This is a genomic window from Geminocystis sp. NIES-3708 (assembly GCF_001548095.1).
Classification (GTDB): domain Bacteria; phylum Cyanobacteriota; class Cyanobacteriia; order Cyanobacteriales; family Cyanobacteriaceae; genus Geminocystis.
Genome location: NZ_AP014815.1, coordinates 2,062,005 through 2,085,743, shown reverse-complemented (window position 1 = coordinate 2,085,743; position 23,739 = coordinate 2,062,005). Strand labels below are relative to the sequence as shown.

Sequence of the window (23,739 nt, the reverse complement as noted above, 5' to 3'; positions counted from 1 at the left end):
GGATTTACATTTCTGCCTTTATTCTTGATTGATCATTTAATTGATTATATGCCTCAGTTTTACATAAAATCTTTGGTGAAGCCAGGAGACAAGGGTTAGGAGATAGTAAAAAAAACTGAATTGAATTTGATAAATAATTATCGAGAATAAATTTTAATAATGTTTAAGTCAATTTGCTCCTCTCCCTGTAGTCTTCTAGTTTCATTTTAGACGATAACTTTATATCCAATTCAGCCATTGCCTATTATTAACGAGACTTAGCTATTTTCATAATTCTGGCATTAGCTACTGCTTCAACTAAACCAAAAGCGATAAAATTTGTTAGTAAAGATGATCTACCATAACTTAATAAAGGTAAAGGTATGCCTGTAATAGGTGCTAATCCCATGGTCATTCCAATATTTACAATGGTTTGAAATGCAATCATCGCTAATACTCCTATCGCTAATAATGATCCAAAATTATCTCTTGATCGCATCGCAATCATCACTAAACGCCAACAAATTAACCAATACACGATTAAGATAGTGATACCACCAATAAAACCAAATTGATCTGCGATCGCACTATAGATAAAGTCAGTATGTTGTTCAGGCACAAAGTTAAGATGAGTTTGGGTAGCGTCAAGAAAACCATTACCGTAAATTTTACCTGAACCAATGGCAATTCTTGACTGTATTAAATGATAACCGCCACCGAGAGGATCTTTTTCAGGAGTCAAAAATAAAGTGAGACGATCTTTTTGATAAGGTTTTAATAAATCCCAAAAAATATGCCCTAATTGTCCTGCTAAGTAATTCAAGAATAATGTAATTAAAGCCCAAATATGCTTAAAACGATAAGGAAGGGTAAACCAAGCAATCAAAATCATGGCAACCACGAAAATGAGCCAGAGGGGAAAAATAATATTAAACAAAAAAGCGGAAATAAGGGGAGATAAAATTAATAAAATCCAACCTAAATTCGCATTTGCCCAATATAACATGGTTAAAGTAATCGCTCCAAATACTAACCCTGTGCCTAAATCAGGTTGAATCATTATCAACACCCAAGGTAAACCAACTATGGCAATCACAGGCAGAAAATTAGAGAGTTTTGAAGCATCTCGATAATGTAAAAAAGCAGACAGAGAAATAATTAAACCGACTTTAGCAAATTCTGAAGGTTGAAATTGAAAACCAAGAATATTAATCCAACTTTGAGCACCATTAACCGTTGTACCAGCAAAAATGACCGCTAATAAAAGAAGATTAGTGATAAGATAAGTAACCCAGTGATACTTTAGCAATAGTTCATAACGATAATTTGATAAACCCAGTAATATAATTGAGCCAATAACAACCATAATTAGTTGACTTTGCCAATCTGTACCCTGTTTATAAATTTGAGTGCTATAAATAATTAAACTACCGAAGCTACTAATAGCAATAACTAAACTAATGAGAAACCAATCGAGATTTTTAGTATCATTCACGTTTGCTAATTGATCATTAATAAAGATTAAGACACAGAAAATATTATAATAATTTACTCAAATTTATTTTAAATTGATTTTCTTCACTATATCTATTAAGTAGTTTTATTGAAGGTGCAAGATCTCAGTTTAAAACAATTATTAATTATTAATTACTTTAATGCCATTACAGAGACTTTAGCGGCGATTTGTTGAGCTATTTTTGTCAGAGCGATCGCCGAAGCTGATTCAGGATTACCCACTACAATAGGAATACCAACGTCTCCACCTTCTCGGAGAGAAATTTCTAATGGAATACAACCGAGCAAAGGTACATTTAACTCTTTTGATGCTTTTTCACCGCCACCAGAGCCAAAAAGGTCATAATTCTTATTAGGCATATCAGGGGGGATAAAATAGCTCATATTTTCTACTAATCCTAAAATATTTGTGCCTAATTGTTCAAACATTTTTAAACCTCGACGAGCATCTTGTAAAGAAACGGTTTGAGGTGTTGTTACAATTACTGCACCAGCAAGAGGGGCTGCTTGTGCTAAAGTTAATTGAGCATCACCTGTACCCGGTGGCATATCGACGATTAAATAATCTAATTCTCCCCAATTGACTTGATACAAAAATTGACGTATAATTCCGTTTAGCATTGGACCTCGCCACATTACGGGTTGATCAGGATCAATTAAAAAACCCATGGAAACCATTTTAATACCATGATTAAAGGCAGGTTGTAAAATATCTCCTAATGACGATTTTTCTACCTCAATGGGTACATCATTTAAACCCAACATTGTAGGTGCATTCGGTCCATAAATATCAGCATCTAATAAACCTACCTTTGCACCCATTTGGGCAAGGGCAACAGCAACATTGACTGAAACAGTACTTTTTCCCACTCCTCCTTTACCGCTAGAAATAGCAATAATATTTTTAACTTGATTCACCGATTGCCTATCAGGTAAAGGCTTTTGCTGAGGAGTTTCGGCTGTGATTTCAACTGTAACTGAATTAACTCCTTCTAATGTTTTAATGGCTTTTTCACAATCTTCTCGAATAAACTCCCGTAATGGACACGCTGGAGTAGTCAAAACGAGGGTAAAACTAACATCACCATCTTTCACCGCTATATTACGGATCATGTTCAATTCTACTAAACTTTTTTGTAATTCTGGATCTTGGACGGGTTTTAAAACCTCTAAAATAGATTCTTGATTCAACATAATTTTTGACAATCAATTAATATAGAATTTAGTCTATAGATAAAATAATATTTATTATCAAATATCAATGTAAAATGGTCAAGATATTGATACTGAGTCACTAAATGCAATCTCAATTGTAACGGGCTATTCTCATTTCACATACACTTAACTAAACTAATCTTGATAAATCTTAGTAAATATCTGAGTTCTATCTAAAAATAGGTAATAACTGACTTGGGAGAGGTGCTAACAGTCAGACAGAAAGATTATATTTTTTGTTAATCAATCAAAATATGCTCTATCGGTAAGGTTTCTTACTTGTTTAATTGTGGTTTTTGTTAATAAGCAAGAGTAACCTATTTGTTTAACTATTCACTATACATTACTTTGTGGCTAGTTATGGGATGTCACGATTACTCAACTATAAAAATGTATTGAGCGTCAAAAAACTTTTCAAAAATAAGGAATTAAGATATTTTTTTGCTGGTCAAAGTTTATTACCCGTTGATTTGTAATGTTTTTGTTGCCAAATTCAACGGGAGTTTTTTTCTGACATGAAAGATATTATGGACAGAGGAATTTAGTTAGAAGTTTGAGCAGCAAACATTTCCTTTAATTTACTTAACTCATTCGCCCAACGAGGATCGGGTTGGATTGATTCAGAGACAGAAACAGATCTATCACCTTTAGGTTTAGCACCACCGTTACTTTTTCCACGAGATTTCTTCGTGGTGGTTTTTTTAGGACCTTCACGACGGCTAGGTTTAACGGTTTCTATTTCTGGAGTCGCTACTTTATTCTCAGCTCCAGATTGATCTTCACTACCTTCTGTGACAGTTCCATTTTCCTCTTTCTCACCTTTAGTGCGAGGTAAGGCTTTTTCGATTAATAATACAAAATCAGCTCCGTTTTCATCTTTAAAAGGTTCGTCGTTGTAAATAAAAACTTGATTATTGTATTTACTGATAAATAAATCAGCATCTTCATCGGTGGGCACCGTTACGAATCCAAAACCACGACACTCATTTTTTTTACGTTCTTTTATCAGTTTAGTGGTGAAAGAAGGCTCAAATTCACTGAACATTTTTTCAAAACCTTCTTTTTCTAATTCTGCCTTTGGTAACTTAACATAAAGACGTACTGACATTGAAGTTTTCTCCTATTTTTTTATATTGCAATTAATTTTTCTAAGATTTATAAAATTACCACAGATTAACTCAAATATTCACAATAAACGAGCTAGTAAATTACTTTGAATCACTAACTCTATTTTATTTTTGATTATTAAATTGTGTCTTATCATCCGATAAAGACTCACATATCATTGATTGCTTTATTCTCAACTTAATTATCAAAGTTTTGTTTAATTTGTTGTTTGATTTAGAATAATCTGGAGTTTTTTAAATGTTTTACCTTTACTATAAGCTATGTCTAGTCCTTAAATCCTAACATAGTTATAACTACCTTTTTAATCGAATTTTATTTTTAGGGAATTTTAACATTTACCCCAGATCAAAATTATCGAATTATAATAAGTATTTATACTCATTGTTCAAAATGAGCAGTTTAGTAGTTTTTGCTATGATATTTATTAAAGAGGTTATTTTATTCAAGGAAAGTGTTTCTGGCTTACCCTTGATCAAGAATAACAAGTTTTAGTTCTAAAGTAAAGGAGAATCTAAGATTATGTCTAATTCGATGGGATTATCGTTAGAGCAACAGTTCAATTTACGTTCTTTTCAAACTCAAGTCCAAAATATGAGTAGAGAACAAGCGGCAGATTTTTTAATTAAATTATACGAGGAAATGTTAGTTAGGGAAAATGTGTATAAGGATGTCCTTAAACATCAATGGGGACTCTGACAAAGTACAATGAATAATTAACAATGAACAATTTATCTATCAACTGTTAATTACTCATTACTGATTATTTATTCGCCATAAATAAAATCAAATCTATCATACGGTTAGAATAACCCCATTCATTATCATACCAAGAAACGACTTTAAAAAAGTTAGAGTTAAGTTCTATTCCAGCTCCAGCGTCAAATATACTGGAGTGGGAATCTGTAACAAAATCGGATGATGCTACGGCTTCATCAGTGTAACCTAAAATACCTTTTAAGTCAGTTTCAGAGGCTTTTTTCATGGCTTCGCAAATGCCTTGATAATTGGTGGCTTTTTCTGTGCGGAAGGTTAAATCTACTACGGAAACGTTAGGAGTTGGTACTCTAAAAGCCATACCTGTCAATCTTCCTTTCAGTTGAGGTAATACTAAGGCTACTGCTTTAGCCGCCCCTGTGGAAGATGGTATTATGTTTTGGGCTGCCCCTCTACCGCCTCGAAAATCTTTTTTACTTGGCCCGTCAACGGTGGGTTGAGTAGCTGTCATGGCGTGGATTGTAGTCATTAAACCTTCTGTTAAACCGAAGTTATCGTCTAATACTTTGGCGATAGGTGCTAAACAGTTAGTAGTACAACTAGCATTAGAAACTACATCATGGCTACTTGGATGATAATTTTCATGATTGACTCCCATTAATAAGGTAGCTACTTTTTCAGGATCTTTTGTAGGTGCTGAAATTACAACTTTTTTTGCTCCCGCTTTGAGGTGTTTTCCTGCACCTTCATAATCAGTAAATAAACCTGTGGCTTCCACAACATATTCTGCACCATATTCTTCCCAAGGCAATTCTTCAGGATTACGCACGGAAACGCAGGGAATAAATTTACCGTTGACTTCGATGCCATTTTCTTTCGCCTCTACAGTGCCGTTAAATTTACCGTGAGTAGAGTCATATTTAAGAAGATAGGCAATATTTTCTGGTGGCACTAAATCATTAATTCCCACAAATTCAATGTTAGGGTTATCAATTCCTGCACGAAATACTAATCTACCAATTCTGCCAAAACCGTTGATAGCTACTTTTATTTTAGACATGAAAAACTCTCTTAATTTTTAAGAACAAATGATTGCATAATTTTAGAACAATCACTTTAATTCTATTTTGTGATTCTATTTTTATCAACTCTTTTTTTTATGATTTTTGCAATATTTGCTTAAGCATAACTTTATGATTTTTGCCATTAAAAAAAGATTAAATAATTCCTAATTTTTACTAATCATTAATTGATAAATTTCTCGGCGAGATAAGTTAGTATATTTAGCTAATTTTTGACTAGCTTCAGTTTTACTCATACCTTGTTTTAATAATTTTTCAATTTCTTCTTTAATTTGAGTTTCTGATAATTCAATTTCTTCTTGTTCCTTATTTCCTTCGATAATAATAGTATATTCGCCTTTTGGTTCATGATGTTGATAAAATTCTATAGCTTTTTGTAGATTACCACGCCAAAAATTTTCATGAATTTTAGTTAATTCTCTTGCCAAACAAATATTTCTATTTATACCCAAAAAATCAGCTAAATCTGTTAAAGTTTTCTGTAATTTGTGGGGGGCTTCATAAAAAATGAGAGTGCGTTTTTCTGTTTGTAATTTATTTAATAATTCTTCTCTTAATTTCTTTTTTGTTGGCAAAAATCCCTCAAAACAAAATTTTTCGGTGGGTAATCCTGATGCGACTAATCCATTAATAGCAGCGATCGCACCGGGTATGGGTATAATGTTAATATTGGATTCAATACAAGCCAATACTAAATGATAACCCGGATCTGAAATAGCTGGTGTTCCAGCATCAGTTACCAAGGCAATATTTAAACCGTTTAATAATTTGGTGATTAATTCACTAACTCTAGCTTGGTGATTATGCTGATGGTAACTGATAGTCTGGGTTTTGATTTGATAATGATTTAATAACTTGGCGGTGTGTCTAGTATCTTCAGCGGCGATTAAATCAACGGTTTGCAAGGTTTCGATAGCACGAAATGTTATATCTTTTAAGTTACCAATGGGAGTAGCTACAAGGTAAAGTATTCCTGTCACAATAATTTTTCTTTATTTGCTAATAAAATTACATTGAGTGTCAAGGGCTTGTGATAATAGTTTCATATATTCTTTATTGTCAATGATATATGATCCAAATCTTTGAAGGTGAGGATTTTGCATTTGAGCATCGAATAAAACAAAATTTTGCGATCGCAAGTGTTCAACTAATTTTACCATCGCAACTTTGGAAGCTTCAGGAATATTAAAAAACATTGATTCACCGATAAAAGCACCTCGAATAACAATACCCAAAATACCTCCTGCTAATTGATCATTGTGCCATGTTTCAAAACTATAAGCCCAACCAGCACGATTTAATTCTATATAAATATCAATTAATTCGGAAGAAATCCAAGTTGTTTTTCGATTGGCACAACCTCGACAAACTCCTACAAAATCTCGATTAATAGCAACAGAAAAAGTATTTTTATTTAATACTCGTTGTAAAGATTTGGGATAACGAAAACGATTATCCAAAGGAATTAGAGTTCTTTGGTCACTAGAATACCATGCCAACTGTTGATAATCATCAGCCATTAAAAAATTACCATGGGCATACCCCTGAATAATAGAGGGAATATCGATCATAACTGTTGAACTAAATATATATAATTTCTAATAAAGGAAATCTATAATATTATTTAATCATGTCTCAACCTATTCCTCCTATTGTTTTACCCCCCTTAGAAAATGCTGATGTTGAACAAACTTGGCTTAAAACCAACTTACATCAATGGTTAGATCAAGAATTTATCCCTGAAACTATTAATGAAACAATTGCTTCAAGGGCGGCTCAAATCTTTATTCGTCAAAGACTAGAAGGAGAAAATGATCTTGGTTCGTTGGTTATTGCTATAGTTACAGAAATGCAGTCTTTTGATTTTCAAAAAAGTTTTTACAGTGAATTTGCGATCGCCAATGCCGTGAGTGATTTAATTCTCAAGAGTCTAGGCATTAATACTTGTTGTGGGCAAGATTAATACTAATAAACTTCTTTCAATATTAGGAAATAGGGAATAGACAATGGTTATTAAAATTGATAATTTCCCACCTAAAATTAAGAAGATGGCGACAGATTATATTCGCTCTACTATCGTCATATTTATCTTCCACCGCCTTTTCCCACTCCTGTGATTGCAAAATAATAATTAATTTAGGATTTACATAGTTTTGTAGTGTTGTTTTTAAACTTTTTTCTTAACCTGAGAAGACTCTGTTGTTAAAACAATAATTTTTAACTGTTATCCTGAAAATTCTGACAGTAAATTTAATAAAACTTGACTATTTTTAACTATTTGCACTGTGCAGACTATTTTTATGTTTTGATTTATTAACTTCATCATCAATAAAATAGTCATGACGATACACCCTAGTTTAACAAGGTAATAACTGCCAATCATCGCCACGAGTAAGGCGAATTTGTGCTAGGGTAAAAATAACTGGTATAATTCTTGTGTAATTAGTTGAGATTGCTCTCCAGCCTAAATCAGCAAAGAAACATCCCCATAATACAGGACCTAAGAAAGTAAAAATACCTCTTACTGCCGTATATCTAGCTGTACTCATCACCATTCCCCGTTTAGCCATTTGTAGAGTAAAATGATTTTGTAATTGAGTAGCTGTGGCAATGCCACCATTAATAATAGTTGTTTTAGCCACCTGATAGGTAGCGAAATGTATAGCAAATTGTTGGGCTATTTTTTGTAGCAACCAAGGTTTTAAAATAGAACTGACTGCAACAACACTGCTGCCCTGTAATAAAATTTTAACAGGATCATGTTGTAAATTTAAAGGCAAAGGTTCAGGAATTGTACTATCGGCTAAAGAAGAAATAACCCTACTTTTAAGGGATTTTTGTTCTGATGGTGGTAATTTATGCCATGCTTTTTGTAATAAGTTTAAGAAAATTTCACTTTCAATTTCAATAGTTGTCATTTGTTGAGCATAAGGAATTTTTAAATAACGACACACTTGAATTAAAGTGTCTCGATATGAAACTTTATCGGTTTGACGACGTAAGACTGTTACACCATCTGCCGCCAAAAAACGAAAACGCTTTTCTATAGTGTCTAACCATCCTTGCCAATCTTGACTTTGCACATCGAGAGGATCTGGGGTATTTAAGTAATCAATAGGATTAAATCTTCGACTAAAGAGAACTTTTGTAACTTGTTGCAATTCTTCTTCCGTCGCTAATTCTAACACAGCCCTTAATTCATTCACCATTTTGATGCCTCATCACACAACTTAATTAACCTAACCTATTATAGAAATTTTTATCGATGATTAAAGCATTTTAATTTATCAACTCATTTAACTGGATCAAATAAACACTCGTCCTATTATAATCAAGAAAATTGAGATAAATATTATTAGTAACAATAAAAAATATGCCATTATTAACTACAGGAAAAGGTTTTATCAAAGATTTAGAAAAATCAGGCATTGTAGCTGTCTATGCACCTCTTGAAGGAGGTTTTGAAGGGCGTTATCAAAGAAGATTAAGAGCTTCAGGTTATAATACTATTAATATTTCAGCTAGGGGATTAGGGGATTTAAGTGCTTATTTAATGGGCATTCATGGAGTGCGCCCTCCTCATTTAGGAAAGAAAAATATTGGTCAAGAAGGTGCAGTTGGACCTACTTATTTTATCCCACCTATTGCTCTTTCTCAACTAGAAAATATACCTTCTTCTTCTAAAGGTTTAGTTTTATGGATTATTGAAGGTTTTGTGCTTTCTAATCAAGAAAAAGAGTATTTAATTAGTTTAACAAAACAAGAACCAAAAATTAAAGTAGTTTTAGAACTTGGTGGAGAACGTTATTTCCGTTGGGAAGCCTTATAATCTATATTAGATATAGTTGCCTAGTGTTTAATGGGGTAGAAAAAGATACTTTTACTATCTAAACTTTTATAATTCTTCTACCCTACATAGTTCAAATAATGTTATAATTTAAGTGATATATACCTAATTTTAGCTATGAGTAATATAGATGATATTTTTACTCAAATTCAGAATAAGTATCAACAAAAACAGCAAAAAAAAAATATTATTAAAAATGCTATTAATACTTATTGTCAGCCAGTGAATAATAAAGAAAATAAAGATAATATAGATTCTTTGTTATCGGAGATACAAAATACTAAGAAATCTCAGAAACAAGAAGAAAAAGATGATGATTTATTGTCAGATATAGAAGCCAAATTTCAGCAACGAAAATCTACTACGACTAAAAAAAGTAATGCTTCACTAGATTTATTAACGGATGTAGAAGCCAAATTTCAACAACAAAAATCTACTATGACTAAAAAAAGTAATGCTTCACTAGATTTATTAACAGATATAGAAGCCAAATTTCAACAACAAAAATCTATCAATAAATCCGATAAAAAATCTTCTATAACTGAATCATCTTTACAAGATATAGCTGAAAATTTTAGTCAAAAACAGTCAGAAACAAAACATAATAAAAAAATTGATAATTTAGAAGATATTAGACAAAAAGAATTAGAAAAACAAAGGCAAGAAAAACAATTAAGAAGAAAAGCAGAAATTTGGTTAAAAAATTTAGATCCTTATTCTGATGAAGGTTTTTGGTTTGAACAATTTGCTTTATCTTATCAATCTAAGTTAGAAGCTGCTATTGATTATTTAAAAGCTTTACAGTAATTTTGATGCTTAAAAAGTCAAATATATTACCACAATTAAAATTATTAAATAATAATTGGAAATTTAATAATAAATTTGAAAATTTAGAACCATTAATAATAAATTATTTAACGGAAATTAATTTTGCTAAAATAACAATTAAAAAACCAATTATTTTCATCGCTGAAACAGAACACAGTAAATTTATTTCAGCTTTTTTTGCTAGTATTATTACAAATAGTTGTGTCTTTTTAATTAATTCTCATTGGCAGAGTAATGAATGGGAACAAATAAATAATATAGTTAAACCAGATATTATTTTTGGTAATATTAATTATAATTTTTCTTCTTTCAAGCAAAAGTCACCTAGTTTTACGGGGATAATGATTCCTACTGGTGGCACATCGGGTAAAATTAAATTTGCCATTCATACATGGGCAACTCTTACTGCTTCGGCTATAGGCTTTTATCAATATTTTGAGAATTTACCCATTAATTCTTATTGTTGTTTACCTCTTTATCATGTTAGTGGTTTAATGCAGGTGATACGAAGTTTTATTAGTCAAGGAAAGTTAGTTATTAATAGTTTTCAAAACTTAAAAAATAATTTAGATATTATAGAAGATTATCAAGATTATTTTATTTCTTTAGTGCCGACTCAATTACAGTTTTTCCTTGATAATAACCCTCAATATTTAAGTCAATTTAAAACTGTTTTAGTAGGTGGTGCATCTGTTTATCCTCATCAAATATTATTAGCTAATAAATATAATATTCCTTTAGCTTTAACTTATGGAATGACAGAAACAGCCTCTGGTATTAGTATTTTAAAACCAAAGGAAAATCGAGAAAATAATTATAATACTGGTCAAATTTTACCCCATGCTCAAGTTATAATTAATGATAACAAAAGTGATATTATTAAAATAAAATCAACCTCATTATTTAAAGGTTATTATCCTTATTTTCAAAATATAGATATTTGGACTACTGATGATATTGGTTATATAGATCAAGAGGGAAATTTATGGATTTTAGGGCGAAATAGTCAAAAAATAATTACAGGGGGAGAGAATGTTTTTCCTTTAGAAATTGAGAGTGTAATTTTAGCAACTAAATTGGTAAAAGATGTTCATATTATTGGTAAAAAAGATGATTATTGGGGTGAAGTTATTACCGCTTTTTATGTTCCCATTAATAATAGTATAAAAAACGAAGATATAAAAGTAAAACTTGTATCTCAAATTGCTAAATATAAAATTCCTAAAATTTGGCAAAAAGTTTCTCAAATTCCTCGTAATTCTCAAGGTAAAATTATTGAAATAAATAATTGAAAATAAATCTTTACTATTTCAAAATTTGATTATTGGTAGAATGATCATTTATTATTGACTATAATTATAAAGTAAAAAAATTAATGAAAATAGCTATTACTGGTGCGACAGGTTTTGTTGGTACAAAATTAGTAGAAAAACTAGCCCAAGATAATCAGATTATTATCTTAACTCGTAATATTGATAAGGCTAAATCAGTTTTTTTCCCTGCCATTTATCCTAATTTAGAGTTTATTTTTTATACTCCCAAAGAATTAGGAAGTTGGCAAAGCAAAATAGATGGTTGTGATGCTGTTATTAATCTCGCTGGTGCTCCTATTGCCGAAAGATGGAGTGATACTTATAAGCAGGAAATCCTTGATAGTAGGCTGTTAGGCACAAAAATGATTGTAGATGCGATCGCAAAATCTAATCAAAAACCCCAAGTATTAATCAATGCTTCGGCTATTGGATTTTATGGTACAAGTGAAACAGAAACTTATACAGAAAATAGTCCTGTAGGAAAAGATTTTTTAGCAAAAGTATGCCAAGGGTGGGAAGCTGAAGCCGAAAAAGTAAAGGAAGCAGGGGTAAGATTAGTAATTTTTCGTTTTGGTATCGTTTTAGGAAATGGAGGGGCTTTAGCTAAAATGATACCACCTTTTAAGATCTTTGCGGGAGGTCCTATTGGTGATGGTAAACAGTGGTTTTCATGGATTCATCGAGAAGATGTAGTGGAGATGATCATTCAAGCCTTGAAAGACAGTAACATTAATGGTACTTTTAACGCCACTGCACCTCATCCCGTCACCATGAATCAATTATGTGAAACTTTAGGAGATAGTTTAAAACGTCCATCATGGCTACCTGTACCCAGTTTTGCCTTAGAATTACTGTTAGGTGATGGTGCTAAAGTAGTTTTAGAAGGACAAAAAGTGTTACCCCAAAAGACAACAGAATTGATGAATTATAATTTTCGTTACCCCAACCTTAAACCAGCATTAGAGCAAATTATCACTAATGAATTTTAGTTGTCAAAGGTAGAAGAATAACTGTATTTTTTCCGGAGAAATTATTAATTGTGATAAATAATCTTAATTCTCAGATTTGGATATTAGCAGGAGGCAGATTATTATTACAATTTGGTACAGGTTTTACCTTATTTTATGCCCCAATTTTCTTTGTCAATCAGCTAGGTTTTTCCCCCACAATGGTAGGAATCGCTCTTGGTAGTGCATCAGTATCAGGAATTTTAGGGCGTTTTTTAGGAGGAAGTTGGAGTGATTCTCCTCAATGGGGTAGAAAGAAAATTCTTTTATTATCGGCGATTATTTCTGCTTTAGCTGATGTATTTTTGGCTTCTGCTTCTAATTTTTCATTTTTGTTATTAGGCAATTTATTAATGGGTTTAGGCATCGGATTTTATTGGCCTCCTGCCGAGGCATTAGTCGCAGATTTAACAACTCCATGTCAAAGAAATTCAGCTTTTGCCATTAGTCGTTTAGCAGATAATTTAGGTTTAGGTTTGGGTATTATTATCGGTGGTTGGATTATTGCCGCCACAAATAATTACCGTCTTTTATTTATCATTGATGGTGTTTCATTTGTTGTATTTTATCTGGTAATTCATTTTACTATCAAAGAAACTCATCCAATTGAGATAACTCAGCAAACAAAATTGCATGGTTGGCATCAGGCTTTTAAAGATAAAAGTTTATGGATTTTTTGCGTAGTTAATGTGATGTTTACCACTTATATTTCTCAAATTCAAACTACTTTACCATTATATTTAACTAACTTTACTGTTAATTATCAATTTTCGATCGCCAATATTAGCAGTTTGTTTAGTTTACATATTATTTTTGCCGCAATACTGCAATTACCAATACTCAGAATTCTGAATCGTCTGAATTGTATTCAAGGATTAACTTTATCTTTAATAATGTGGGGAATAAGTTTTAGCTTAATTTGGGCAACAGGAAATATGACGGAATTTGCGTTTTATTGGGCTATTTCTGGAGTTTTAATGGCAGCAATGGCGCTTATTACTTACAATCCTCCTGCTTCAGCTTTAATTGTGGATTTAGCCCCTGTTTCCCTACGAGGAATTTATTTTGCTATTAACTCTCAATGTTGGGCGATTGGTTATTTAATTGGTCCTCCTTTGGGTGGTTGGGTGTTAGATCAAGGTATAATGTACGCTCATAATTTTTGGTTGATATTAGCTAGTAGTATTTTTGTCGGGGTTATAATTTTACAATATTTAAAAGTAAATCTCATCAAATAAAAAAACTTTTTCTTAAAAATAACCTCAATTTATGAAATAAATTCTCAATATTGATTATCTGTTAATTTTAAAGAATCGCAATCAATAGTTAAAGGCGATCGCCTTTTTTCAGTTTTTTATATATTGATACAGTTATCGTAGATTATTTATGATTAACTTATTACTTATTACTTATTACTTATTGACGATTAATTATCAATGATGATGATGATGCCCATGACTATGCCCATGATCATGATGATGCCCACGACTATGACTTCCAGTGGCTAAACTAGGATTAATCACCATGGCGGTTTCCGTTAATAAGGCTTCAATTTGAGGATTTGCCCATTCTGCCGCCATTTCACAAAATTCATCGTTATCATTAACACATTCCATCTGTATATAGTTGACAGTTGGATATTTTTTTTGTAAAGTTTCAATAATATGCTCAACATCTAACAAAGTTTCGTGATTTTCGGTAGCGAAGCCAATGGGCATAAATACTAAGGCTTTTGCCCCCAATTCGATAAGGTTTCTCCCCGCTAATTCTGCATTGGGTTGAGTCCATTTAATTAAAGGTGTTTGATGATTTAACCAACCGACAGAAATCATCGGGAAACGATTAATGAGCTTTTCTCTAACTAAATCATAAAGTTTTTGACTCTCATCAATACCTGAAGTGAATCCTTTTGCTTCATGAGGACAACCATGATTCATTAAAATGATACCTATTTCAGAAGGTAAATAAGCCGAACTCAGATGATGACTTATTTCTTTTTCCACCATTTTAGCTAATAAATCAATATATTTCGGTTCATTATAGAAAGAAGGAAGGTAACGCATGGATTTAATCCAATGTTCTTCTAAATTCTTTGGTTTTGCTAAGGCTTCGTTTACTTGTTCTACCGCTATACCACTGGTGAAAATTGAATCCACTACTAATAAAGGATAAATCAAAATTTTATCAAAACCCTCTGTTTGGATTTGTTCTAACACTTGCTTGGGTAAATGAGGAGCACAAAAATTGAAGGCTTTAAATACTTTAACTTGGTCACCCCATGTATGTTGTAAGTGATGTTCTATATTTGCCCGTTGACGCTCAAAAATAGCGTTATGAGGTGAGATAAAATTACCATGTTGATGACTCCATTCATGTAAATCAAATACCGCCAATAATTTAGCAATGGGGGGATATATCCATGTTGGCACGGGAGCGAATTTTGCCGTTAAAAGATTTAATGCCTGTTCATTATAATTAGCAAAATCTTCATAGCTTTCTACTTCACCATATCCCATCAATAATACCGCAACTTTATCGTTGGAATTGACGGCGGAGTTATTATTAATAATTCTTTCTGGAGTTGCAACCACAATTGTTTCCTTGACTAACTAACTGTTCTTAATATCCATTATAGGGGGATATTTTTAAACAATGAACAATTAATGATTAACTATCAACTATCAATTATCAACTATTCACTACCATGACTTGGTATGATTTATTAATTATTATTTAATATTTCTTAAAGTTTTGCATTGCAACTGATTCTAATTATTATTATGACTAACATTAAAATAGTAAATTTAAGAAAAAACATTCAAAAGCTGTTAATTTTCGCTGGAATTTTTGTTTCTCCTACCGTTTATGCTCAAAATCTCCCTTCAGCATCAGATCTTAAGCCTATATCTTTTCCTTCATTTACTACAGAAGAAAATACACCTATTCAAGCGTCTTTACCTTTTAATAGTCCTTCTGCTCAGGAAATAAATCAGATGACAAGAGAGTTGCAAGATTTAATTCATCGAGTAGAAAGTACTTTAATTACTGTTGAAGCGAAACAAGTTCGATATAATGCTCCCATGACTGCCGTTGCCGATTATGTGCTTAAAAATCCTCCTAAATCTAGTGTTAATAATAGGGAAAATAAAGCTAATGAGCGTTTTAGCAATAATGAAGCATCGGAAGCCATTGCGAATGCTCGACAAGTGGTTCAAGATTTTCCCAGTTTAGCTATACAAAATTATACTCAAGCTAGACAATTATGGTTAGATGCTCGTCGTAATCTATGGGATAATTATCCCGTCGATCGCCATTTTGCTCAACCAGAAGTAAGAGCTATGTGGGTTGATCGAGGTACTATCGTTAAAGCTAAATCAAAAGAAGATCTTGCTCCTTTATTTGATCGCATGGCAGAATCGGGGATTAATACTGTATTTTTTGAAACTATTAACTCTAGTTATCCCATTTATCCTAGTCGGGTAGCTCCCGAACAGAATCCCATGACAAAAGGATGGGATCCTCTTCAAGCATCCATTGAATTAGCCCATGAAAGAGGCATGGAATTACACGCTTGGGCATGGATTTTTGCCGCCGCTAATCAAGGACATAATCGTATTTTAGGACAACCTGAAAATTATTTAGGACCAGTATTATCTCGTAATCCTAGTTGGGTACTCAAAGATCAAAAGGGAGAAGTCTTTAATCGTACTCCGGGTTTTAAAAAAGCGTTTTTAGATCCAGCAAATCCACAAGTTAGACGTTATCTATTAGCATTATTAGAAGAAATTGCCACTAATTATAATGTCGATGGTATTCAATTAGATTATATTCGTTATCCTTTTCAAGATGGAATAACTAAGCAAAATTTTGGTTATACGGATGTTAGTCGAAATTTATTTAAACAAACCTATGGTATTGATCCTAAAAACATCAAACCAAATTCTCCAGCTTGGAGTCAATGGACTGGTTTTCGCATTCGACAAATCACTAGCTTTGTGTCGGAAACTTCACAATTGATCAAGTCTAAACGTCCCGATTTAGTGATTTCTACTGCGGTATTTCCCATTGAACGTCGTGAACGTTTGTCTGTGTTGCAACAACATTGGGAAGATTGGATTTATAACGGATCTGTTGATATGATGGTTTTGATGACCTATGCACTAAATACTGGTAGTTTTGAAGATCGCACGAGATCTGTATATGAATTTTCTGCTAAAAATGCTAGTTTAATTATTCCTGGTATCCGTCTATTAAATGTACCGAATGCTGAAGCCTTTGATCAAATGCAATCTGTTCGTAATATGCCTTCTGGTGGTTTTGCTTTATTTGCTGCCGAAAATTTTAATACGGGTTTAGGCGCAATGTTTAAACAGACTCAAGGTAATACTAGCGAAGTTCAAGAACCATTACCCCATCGTCAACCATTTCAAACCGCTCTTGCCCGTTATCAGGCTCTACAAAAAGAGTGGAATTTTATGTTATTAAACCATCAAATGACCATTGATCCTAGCTCTCTCAAGCAATGGGCTAATCAAGTTGATCAATTAAGCGATCGCCTCAAACAATTGGCGGAAAATCCTACCAATAATAATTTAATAGCAACTCAAAAAGAATTATCATCCTTAAAAACAAGACTACCAAAATATTTGGGCAAATATCAACAGCAACAACCATTACAATTAGACACTTGGATGAATCGCTTAATTACCATCGAAAATTTACTGCAATATGGAGAAAGAACGATCATTGCCGAAAAAAATCAAAACAATCCGATTTCTAAAACTGTTCCATAAAAAACTTGACTAAAAAATCAACAAAAAAGTATTTCCAATACATACGTCAACTAATTCAATAACTTAACATCGAGAACAAAATATGACCAACAAAGTATTAATAACAGGGGCAACTGGTAGAACAGGATCTTTAGTCGTTAAAAAGTTACAATCGGATAATCATAACTGGCAAGTAATACCTTTTGCAAAATCAAAAAATAAAGCAGAAGAAATATTCACATCTACAAAAGGTTTTATTTTCGGTAATATTTTATCATCAGAAGATTTGACCATGGCAATTCAAGGATGTAATGCTTTAATTATTTTAACCAGTGCCGTGCCAAAAATGATTTCACCCCCCGAAGAAGGAAAACCACCAGAATTTGACTTTGAAGATAAAGGCAAACCAGAAGAAGTAGATTGGTTAGGGCAAAAAAATCAAATAGATGTGGCTAAAAATGCAGGAATTGAACACATAATATTAGTAGGTTCAATGGGTGGCACAAATGAAAATCATCCTTTAAATCGTCTGGGTAATGGCAATATTTTAATTTGGAAACGAAAAGCAGAGCAGTATCTCATAGACTCAGGAATTGATTACACTATTATTCGAGCTGGAGGATTATTAGATAAACCAGATGGAAAAAGAGAGCTATTAGTAGGCAAAAACGATGAATTTTTAGCTTCCCCTCCTAATGGCATTCCTACTTCTATCCCTAGAGGTGATGTAGCTAACGTAGTCATTCAAGCCTTAAATAATCCTTTTGCTAGAAACAAAGCATTTGATTTAATTTCTAAGCCAGAAAATGAGAATATTACCACTATTAACATTAACTGGGATCAACTTTTTCAACAAGCCAGTGCGGGCTTATAAAATCTATTTTTTTCAGTTTAACTTATTACTTAAATTTTTCATCTCCTATCCTTTTATGAATAAGCCTTGAATCGATGTTTAAATCGTGGTATTCTGTTATGTGTTATAATTTTTGATAAAAATATCATTCAAGGAAAAATAGCCGAAAAAAGCCTTGAATTGGAGTTAAAAAATAGATGAGTACAAAAAACCAGACAACAAACTACGGTGCGGAACAAATTCAAGTTCTTGAAGGGTTAGAGCCCGTTAGAAAACGTCCGGGTATGTACATTGGTACAACAGGACCTAGAGGTTTGCATCATTTAGTCTATGAAGTAGTTGATAATTCTATCGATGAGGCTTTAGCCGGTCATTGTAGTCATATAGAAATAGAACTGAACGCTGATGGTTCTGTCTCCGTCACCGATGATGGTAGAGGAATCCCTACAGATATTCACCCTACCACCAAAAAATCAGCATTAGAAACAGTTATGACAGTACTTCATGCTGGAGGAAAATTCGGCGGTGGAGGCTATAAAGTTTCTGGTGGTTTACATGGTGTTGGTATTTCCGTGGTTAATGCTCTTTCTGAGTGGGTAAAAGTTACGGTTAAACGTCAAGAACAAATTTTTACCCAACGCTATGAAAGGGGTAATCCCGTCACGGAGTTAATTGCTAATCCCTCCACTGATAATGCTACGGGTACATCTATCAGTTTTTTACCTGATAACCAAATCTTTACTGAAACAACGGAGTTTGATTATAATACCCTCTCAGGCAGACTCAGAGAATTGGCTTATCTTAATGCTGGAGTTAAAATTACTTTTAGCGATCGCCGTGTTACTCCTGAACGTATCGAAACTTATTGTTATGAAGGTGGCATCAAAGAATATGTCACTTATATGACAAGAGAAAAAGAAGTATTACACCAAGATATTATTTATGTAGAAGGGGAGAAAAACGGCGTACAAGTAGAAGTAGCTTTTCAGTGGTGTATCGACTCCTATAGTGACACTATTCTAGGCTTTGCCAACAACATTCGTACGATTGATGGTGGTACACACTTAGAAGGTTTAAAAACTGTTTTAACCAGAACTTTAAATAATATTGCCCGAAAACGGAACAAAATTAAAGAAAATGAGCCAAATTTGGGGGGAGAAAATGTTAGAGAAGGCTTAACGGCAGTTATTTCCGTGAAAGTGCCAGATCCTGAATTTGAAGGACAAACTAAGACTAAATTAGGTAACTCTGAAGTCAGAGGTATTGTTGATTCTTTAGTGGGAGAAGTTTTAAATGAATATTTAGAATTTAACCCCCATGTAGCTGATGCGGTAATTGAAAAAGCAGTACAAGCTTTTAAAGCAGCAGAAGCCGCTCGTCGTGCAAGGGAGTTAGTTAGACGTAAATCTGTATTAGAATCTTCTCCTTTACCCGGTAAACTTGCAGATTGTAGTTCTCGTGATCCTTCCGAATCTGAAATATATCTTGTAGAAGGAGATAGTGCAGGAGGTTCGGCAAAACAAGGGCGTGATCGCCGTTTTCAAGCTATCTTGCCGTTACGGGGTAAAATTCTTAACATCGAAAAAACCGATGATGCGAAAATCTATAAAAATAATGAAATTCAATCCTTAATTACGGCTTTAGGATTAGGCATTCGAGGAGATGAATTTGATCCGACTCAACTACGTTATCATCGTATTGTAATTATGACTGACGCTGATGTAGATGGTGCACATATTCGGACTCTTTTATTAACTTTTTTTTATCGTTATCAACGAGAATTAGTAGAACAAGGTTATATTTATATTGCTTGTCCTCCTTTATATAAACTAGAAAGAGGTAAAAATTATTTCTACTGTTATAGTGATAGAGAGTTACAGCAAAAAATAGCTGAATTTCCTGCTAATGCCAACTATAATATTCAGCGTTTTAAAGGTTTAGGTGAAATGATGCCTCAACAATTGTGGGATACGACGATGAACCCTGAAACTCGTATGATGAAGAGGGTTGAAATTGAAGATGCGGCTCAAGCGGATCATATTTTTACTGTATTAATGGGTGATCGTGTTGCACCACGAAGAGAATTTATTGAAACTCATGGACCTGGTTTAAATTTAACTCAGTTAGATGTATAGTCACCCCATCCAATATCAAAAAAATACCCAAATAAGATAGAGTGAACCAGTGAATAGGTAAAAAAAGATACTAATATTTCTGGTTTCTCTTGATTACAGACTATTGAATTTCTCTAGCCAAAAGTCCTACTATATTTTCTAAGAAAGAAAGTTTCACCAAATCGCCTCAGTTTGACACAAGAAAAATGATCAAGATAAAACAGATAAGTGAGTATGTAAAATTAATTGTGGATTTTATTTTTCTCAAAGCTATGATAACAATGGCTTTAAACCGATTGTCTATATACAATTAATTTTGCATCTTTTAAAACCAAGAGAAAAACTTTACATTTTATATTATTAATCAACTATGGGAAGTCAAGAAGTATTATTAGGAAAATCATTACCCGAATTAACAGAATGGATTATACAACAAGAACAACCATCCTATCGAGGAAAACAACTTTATCAATGGTTATATGAAAAGGGTGCAAGTTCTTGGCAAGATATGACTGTTTTTCCCCAAAAATGGCGAGAGATTCAAGATAACAATATTATTGGGCGATCGCAAATTCATCACTATAGTACAGCACCAGATCAAACTCGTAAATATTTATTAAAATTAGCGGATGGATTGATCATCGAAGCTGTGGGAATTCCTACCAGTAAAAGATTAACGGTGTGTGTATCTTCTCAAGTAGGTTGCATTATGGGTTGTGATTTTTGTGCCACTGGGAAAGGCGGTTTTACCCGTAATCTTAAAGCCCATGAAATTATCGATCAAATTTTGACAATACAAAAAGACTTTGGCGAAAGGGTTTCTAATGTGGTGTTTATGGGTATGGGTGAGCCTTTGTTGAATTTACCTGAAGTTATCAAAGCCATAAAATCAATCAATGAAGATATTGGTATTGGTCAGCGATCGCTTACAATATCTACCGTAGGATTACCGCAAAAAATATTAGAATTAGCACATCACCAACTACAAATAACTTTCGCCGTGAGTCTTCACGCTTCTAATCAAGAAACCAGAGAAAAACTAATTCCTAGTGCTAATCATTATCCTCTCTCACAACTATTAAAAGAATGTCGAGAGTATGTAAAAATCACAGGAAGAAGAGTAACATTTGAATATATTTTACTAGCAGGAATTAATGATTTACCTCAACACGCTCAAGAATTAGCACAACACTTACGGGGATTTCAAACCCATGTTAATCTTATACCTTATAATCCAATTTCCGAAGTAGATTATAAACGCCCGTCAAAGGAGAGAGTTAATGATTTTTTAAACAGATTGAAACAAGAAAATATCACCGTTAGTGTTCGTTATTCTCGTGGATTAGAGGCTTCGGCGGCTTGTGGGCAATTACGGGCTACAGTTAATTAGGGTTAGCAAATGGGAATCAGAAAGCTATGGAAAAACAGATTTTTCAGCTAAATCGACTACCACCCAATCCAAAAAATTAACAGGAGCAGTGAATTCTACTTGTGCTTCTGGTGCAGGACTTTTGTTGAGATCAATAGCAAAAATTTTGCCAATAGGTATATCTGGGGGAAAAATACTACTAACATTAGAAGTTGTGACAACATCCCCAATCTTCACATCTCCAACTTTGGCATAAAATTCCATTAAGCCAATACTTGTACCTTGTCCTTTAATAAAACCTTGATAACCATTCCTGCTAAGGGTTGCACCTACTCGACTATTATAATCACTTACCAATAAAACTCGGCTAGTATTCGCACTTACTTGTGTTACTCTACCTACCAAACCACCAACGCTCATGACAACATGATTTACTTTTATGCCTTTATTACTACCAACATCAATCGTAATCACCTGCCACCAAGCATCAGGACTTCTACCAATAACTCTAGCAGGAATTAATGGATCTGGTGATTTTTCGATATATTGAACTATTTTTTTTAGATTCTGATTTTGAGTTTCTAAAGCAACTATTTTATTACTTAACTCTTGAATAGTACGCTCTTTATATAAGCCTTGACGATCAATTTGAGAATTTGATAGCCAAGAAGGAGAAAGACGATATAAAGTTTCGGAAATAAAAGCCCCTTGACTATAGTAAACCTGTAAAGCGATAAGGATACTAGCCAATCCAAAGATTAATTGAATACCATATTTTTGCCACCAGCGATAGAGAAATTTCAAAGCCTTAAATCTAATATCAAAATCAATTTATTATCAACAATTAAATATACACTTCCTTGTCAATCTCTGTTCCCTTTCTTTTTTACTTATAATAGAGCATTGCAATAATTTTTCTATGATAATTATGTCAATAATATCATTTATTTCCTATGACTTATCTTGCAGTTATAATCATTGGTAGAAATGAAGGCGTTCGTCTTGTAAATTGTTTACTATCATTAAAAAAAGAATTACCACAAAATGCACCTATCATTTATATCGATTCTGGGTCAACTGATGATAGTGTTAAAAAAGCTCAGGAATTAGGTGTTATTACTATTAACCTTGATTTATCAATACCTTTCACCGCCGCAAGAGCAAGAAATATGGGCTTGGAATATATTATTAATCATTATCCTGATACTCAATATATTCAATTTCTCGATGGTGACTGTGAATTATTGCCTAACTGGTTACAATTAGCGATCGCAAAATTAGAAAAGAATGAAAAATTAGCTATTGTTTGTGGTAGAAGAAAAGAAAAATTCCCTGATAAATCTCTTTATAATCGTTTGATTGACATGGAATGGAATACCAGTATAGGAGAAGCAAAAGCTTGTGGAGGAGATGCTTTAATGCGATTAGAAGCACTCAAACAAGTAAATGGTTATAATCCTAGTTTAATTTGTGGAGAAGAACCGGAAATGTGTATTCGACTGCGAGAAAAAGGCTGGAAAATTGAACGTTTAGATCTCGATATGACTTTACATGATGCTGCGATGTTTAAATTTAGTCAATGGTGGAAACGTAGCATTAGAGGAGGTTGGGCAGTGGCAGAAGGTTATTTTATGCACGGAAAACCACCAGAAAATTATATGAAAAAAGAATATTTTAGTGGTTATTTATGGGGATTGATTATACCTTTTTTTGCTTTTAGTTTAATTTTAATCACTAAAGGTTTTAGTTTATTTTTACTTTTTGGCTACTTCTTTTTAATGATCAAAATTTATCGTTATCGTCTTAATTTTGGAGATAGTAAAAAAGATGCTAAACTATACTCTTTTTGGTGTGTTTTATCTAAATTTCCTCAATTTATTGGACAATATCAATACCTATTAAAAAAAATAACTAAACAAAAAGCAAGTATTATTGAATATAAAAATTAAATTACTGTCGATTAATATCAAATATTCTCTAAAATCAAAATCAATACAATAATA

At 32.8% G+C, this 23,739-nt stretch carries 21 protein-coding genes; 12 read left to right on the top strand and 9 right to left on the bottom strand.

The window, feature by feature from the left end; genetic code table 11:
• Positions 1-247 precede the first annotated feature (247 nt).
• From rodA to GM3708_RS09215, 3 genes are all read right to left on the bottom strand, one after another.
• Complete coding sequence (rodA, locus tag GM3708_RS09225) at positions 248-1,474, bottom strand: rod shape-determining protein RodA (RefSeq protein WP_082714048.1); 1,227 nt, start codon at positions 1,472-1,474, stop codon at positions 248-250.
• A gap of 152 nt (positions 1,475-1,626) precedes the next feature.
• A complete protein-coding gene (locus GM3708_RS09220) occupies positions 1,627-2,688 on the bottom strand; it encodes an Mrp/NBP35 family ATP-binding protein (RefSeq protein WP_066345875.1) in 1,062 nt (353 codons plus the stop codon).
• A gap of 562 nt (positions 2,689-3,250) precedes the next feature.
• Complete coding sequence (locus GM3708_RS09215; RefSeq protein ID WP_066345871.1) at positions 3,251-3,817, bottom strand: RNA-binding protein; 567 nt, start codon at positions 3,815-3,817, stop codon at positions 3,251-3,253.
• Positions 3,818-4,356: 539 nt separating this feature from the next.
• On the opposite strand from GM3708_RS09215, the gene GM3708_RS09210 reads away from it, so the two are divergent.
• On the top strand, positions 4,357-4,533 hold the full coding sequence (locus tag GM3708_RS09210; RefSeq protein ID WP_066345868.1) for an NblA/ycf18 family protein: 177 nt from the start codon (positions 4,357-4,359) through the stop codon (positions 4,531-4,533).
• 64 nt (positions 4,534-4,597) lie between these two features.
• Here the strand turns inward: GM3708_RS09210 and gap are convergent, their stop codons facing one another.
• From gap to aat, 3 genes are all read right to left on the bottom strand, one after another.
• On the bottom strand, positions 4,598-5,611 hold the full coding sequence (gap, locus tag GM3708_RS09205) for a type I glyceraldehyde-3-phosphate dehydrogenase (RefSeq protein ID WP_066345866.1): 1,014 nt from the start codon (positions 5,609-5,611) through the stop codon (positions 4,598-4,600).
• 168 nt (positions 5,612-5,779) lie between these two features.
• On the bottom strand, positions 5,780-6,613 hold the full coding sequence (gene rsmI / locus GM3708_RS09200; protein ID WP_066345864.1) for a 16S rRNA (cytidine(1402)-2'-O)-methyltransferase: 834 nt from the start codon (positions 6,611-6,613) through the stop codon (positions 5,780-5,782).
• A gap of 12 nt (positions 6,614-6,625) precedes the next feature.
• Positions 6,626-7,204 carry a leucyl/phenylalanyl-tRNA--protein transferase gene (gene aat / locus GM3708_RS09195; RefSeq protein WP_066345863.1) on the bottom strand — a complete coding sequence of 193 codons (579 nt, stop codon included), beginning with the start codon at positions 7,202-7,204 and terminating at the stop codon, positions 6,626-6,628.
• A gap of 59 nt (positions 7,205-7,263) precedes the next feature.
• On the opposite strand from aat, the gene GM3708_RS09190 reads away from it, so the two are divergent.
• Complete coding sequence (locus GM3708_RS09190) at positions 7,264-7,596, top strand: hypothetical protein (RefSeq protein ID WP_066345862.1); 333 nt, start codon at positions 7,264-7,266, stop codon at positions 7,594-7,596.
• A gap of 394 nt (positions 7,597-7,990) precedes the next feature.
• Here the strand turns inward: GM3708_RS09190 and GM3708_RS09185 are convergent, their stop codons facing one another.
• On the bottom strand, positions 7,991-8,842 hold the full coding sequence (locus GM3708_RS09185) for a YaaW family protein (protein ID WP_396229631.1): 852 nt from the start codon (positions 8,840-8,842) through the stop codon (positions 7,991-7,993).
• 164 nt (positions 8,843-9,006) lie between these two features.
• Here GM3708_RS09185 and GM3708_RS09180 point away from each other — a divergent pair, with 164 nt between their 5' ends.
• The 5 genes from GM3708_RS09180 to GM3708_RS09160 all read left to right on the top strand — a co-directional run bounded on the left by GM3708_RS09180 (position 9,007) and on the right by GM3708_RS09160 (position 13,866).
• Positions 9,007-9,462, top strand: a complete 456-nt coding sequence (locus tag GM3708_RS09180; protein WP_066345860.1) for an NAD(P)H-quinone oxidoreductase subunit N — start codon at positions 9,007-9,009, stop codon at positions 9,460-9,462.
• 135 nt (positions 9,463-9,597) lie between these two features.
• A complete protein-coding gene (locus GM3708_RS09175) occupies positions 9,598-10,287 on the top strand; it encodes a salt stress protein, Slr1339 family (RefSeq protein WP_066345858.1) in 690 nt (229 codons plus the stop codon).
• Positions 10,288-10,292: 5 nt separating this feature from the next.
• Positions 10,293-11,600 (top strand): AMP-binding protein, encoded by a 1,308-nt coding sequence (locus GM3708_RS09170; RefSeq protein ID WP_066345855.1) that lies wholly within the window; start codon positions 10,293-10,295, stop codon positions 11,598-11,600.
• Between the two features lie 83 nt (positions 11,601-11,683).
• Complete coding sequence (locus GM3708_RS09165; RefSeq protein WP_066345854.1) at positions 11,684-12,610, top strand: TIGR01777 family oxidoreductase; 927 nt, start codon at positions 11,684-11,686, stop codon at positions 12,608-12,610.
• 50 nt (positions 12,611-12,660) lie between these two features.
• A complete protein-coding gene (locus GM3708_RS09160; protein WP_231932889.1) occupies positions 12,661-13,866 on the top strand; it encodes an MFS transporter in 1,206 nt (401 codons plus the stop codon).
• Positions 13,867-14,061: 195 nt separating this feature from the next.
• Here the strand turns inward: GM3708_RS09160 and GM3708_RS09155 are convergent, their stop codons facing one another.
• Positions 14,062-15,219 (bottom strand): ferrochelatase, encoded by a 1,158-nt coding sequence (locus GM3708_RS09155; protein ID WP_066345851.1) that lies wholly within the window; start codon positions 15,217-15,219, stop codon positions 14,062-14,064.
• A gap of 189 nt (positions 15,220-15,408) precedes the next feature.
• Here GM3708_RS09155 and GM3708_RS09150 point away from each other — a divergent pair, with 189 nt between their 5' ends.
• The 4 genes from GM3708_RS09150 (at position 15,409) to rlmN (ending at position 21,757) form a co-directional block, all read left to right on the top strand.
• Positions 15,409-17,421 carry a glycoside hydrolase family 10 protein gene (locus GM3708_RS09150; RefSeq protein WP_066345849.1) on the top strand — a complete coding sequence of 671 codons (2,013 nt, stop codon included), beginning with the start codon at positions 15,409-15,411 and terminating at the stop codon, positions 17,419-17,421.
• Positions 17,422-17,503: 82 nt separating this feature from the next.
• On the top strand, positions 17,504-18,274 hold the full coding sequence (locus GM3708_RS09145) for an SDR family oxidoreductase (protein ID WP_066345841.1): 771 nt from the start codon (positions 17,504-17,506) through the stop codon (positions 18,272-18,274).
• A 176-nt stretch (positions 18,275-18,450) separates the two neighbouring features.
• Positions 18,451-20,388, top strand: a complete 1,938-nt coding sequence (gene gyrB / locus GM3708_RS09140; RefSeq protein ID WP_066345838.1) for a DNA topoisomerase (ATP-hydrolyzing) subunit B — start codon at positions 18,451-18,453, stop codon at positions 20,386-20,388.
• Positions 20,389-20,737: 349 nt separating this feature from the next.
• Entirely contained in the window at positions 20,738-21,757 is a 1,020-nt protein-coding gene (gene rlmN / locus GM3708_RS09135) for a 23S rRNA (adenine(2503)-C(2))-methyltransferase RlmN (protein WP_066345836.1), read from the top strand.
• Positions 21,758-21,781: 24 nt separating this feature from the next.
• Here rlmN and mreC read toward each other — a convergent pair whose 3' ends face one another.
• Positions 21,782-22,540 (bottom strand): rod shape-determining protein MreC, encoded by a 759-nt coding sequence (gene mreC / locus GM3708_RS09130; RefSeq protein ID WP_066345828.1) that lies wholly within the window; start codon positions 22,538-22,540, stop codon positions 21,782-21,784.
• A gap of 149 nt (positions 22,541-22,689) precedes the next feature.
• Between mreC and GM3708_RS09125 the strand changes: the two genes are divergently transcribed.
• On the top strand, positions 22,690-23,685 hold the full coding sequence (locus GM3708_RS09125) for a glycosyltransferase family 2 protein (RefSeq protein WP_066345826.1): 996 nt from the start codon (positions 22,690-22,692) through the stop codon (positions 23,683-23,685).
• Positions 23,686-23,739 lie beyond the last annotated feature (54 nt).

Excerpts from the sequence above, each read along its gene's own strand:
- GM3708_RS09125 (WP_066345826.1), top strand. The coding sequence starts at position 22,690 with ATGACTTATCTTGCAGTTATAATCATTGGTAGAAATGAAGGCGTTCGT.
- GM3708_RS09190 (WP_066345862.1), top strand. The coding sequence starts at position 7,264 with ATGTCTCAACCTATTCCTCCTATTGTTTTACCCCCCTTAGAAAATGCT.
- GM3708_RS09175 (WP_066345858.1), top strand. The coding sequence starts at position 9,598 with ATGAGTAATATAGATGATATTTTTACTCAAATTCAGAATAAGTATCAA.
- GM3708_RS09170 (WP_066345855.1), top strand. The coding sequence starts at position 10,293 with ATGCTTAAAAAGTCAAATATATTACCACAATTAAAATTATTAAATAAT.
- GM3708_RS09220 (WP_066345875.1), bottom strand. The coding sequence starts at position 2,688 with ATGTTGAATCAAGAATCTATTTTAGAGGTTTTAAAACCCGTCCAAGAT.
- aat (WP_066345863.1), bottom strand. The coding sequence starts at position 7,204 with ATGATCGATATTCCCTCTATTATTCAGGGGTATGCCCATGGTAATTTT.
- GM3708_RS09165 (WP_066345854.1), top strand. The coding sequence starts at position 11,684 with ATGAAAATAGCTATTACTGGTGCGACAGGTTTTGTTGGTACAAAATTA.
- GM3708_RS09145 (WP_066345841.1), top strand. The coding sequence starts at position 17,504 with ATGACCAACAAAGTATTAATAACAGGGGCAACTGGTAGAACAGGATCT.
- GM3708_RS09180 (WP_066345860.1), top strand. The coding sequence starts at position 9,007 with ATGCCATTATTAACTACAGGAAAAGGTTTTATCAAAGATTTAGAAAAA.
- rlmN (WP_066345836.1), top strand. The coding sequence starts at position 20,738 with ATGGGAAGTCAAGAAGTATTATTAGGAAAATCATTACCCGAATTAACA.
- GM3708_RS09150 (WP_066345849.1), top strand. The coding sequence starts at position 15,409 with ATGACTAACATTAAAATAGTAAATTTAAGAAAAAACATTCAAAAGCTG.
- GM3708_RS09215 (WP_066345871.1), bottom strand. The coding sequence starts at position 3,817 with ATGTCAGTACGTCTTTATGTTAAGTTACCAAAGGCAGAATTAGAAAAA.
- gap (WP_066345866.1), bottom strand. The coding sequence starts at position 5,611 with ATGTCTAAAATAAAAGTAGCTATCAACGGTTTTGGCAGAATTGGTAGA.
- gyrB (WP_066345838.1), top strand. The coding sequence starts at position 18,451 with ATGAGTACAAAAAACCAGACAACAAACTACGGTGCGGAACAAATTCAA.
- GM3708_RS09185 (WP_396229631.1), bottom strand. The coding sequence starts at position 8,842 with ATGGTGAATGAATTAAGGGCTGTGTTAGAATTAGCGACGGAAGAAGAA.
- GM3708_RS09210 (WP_066345868.1), top strand. The coding sequence starts at position 4,357 with ATGTCTAATTCGATGGGATTATCGTTAGAGCAACAGTTCAATTTACGT.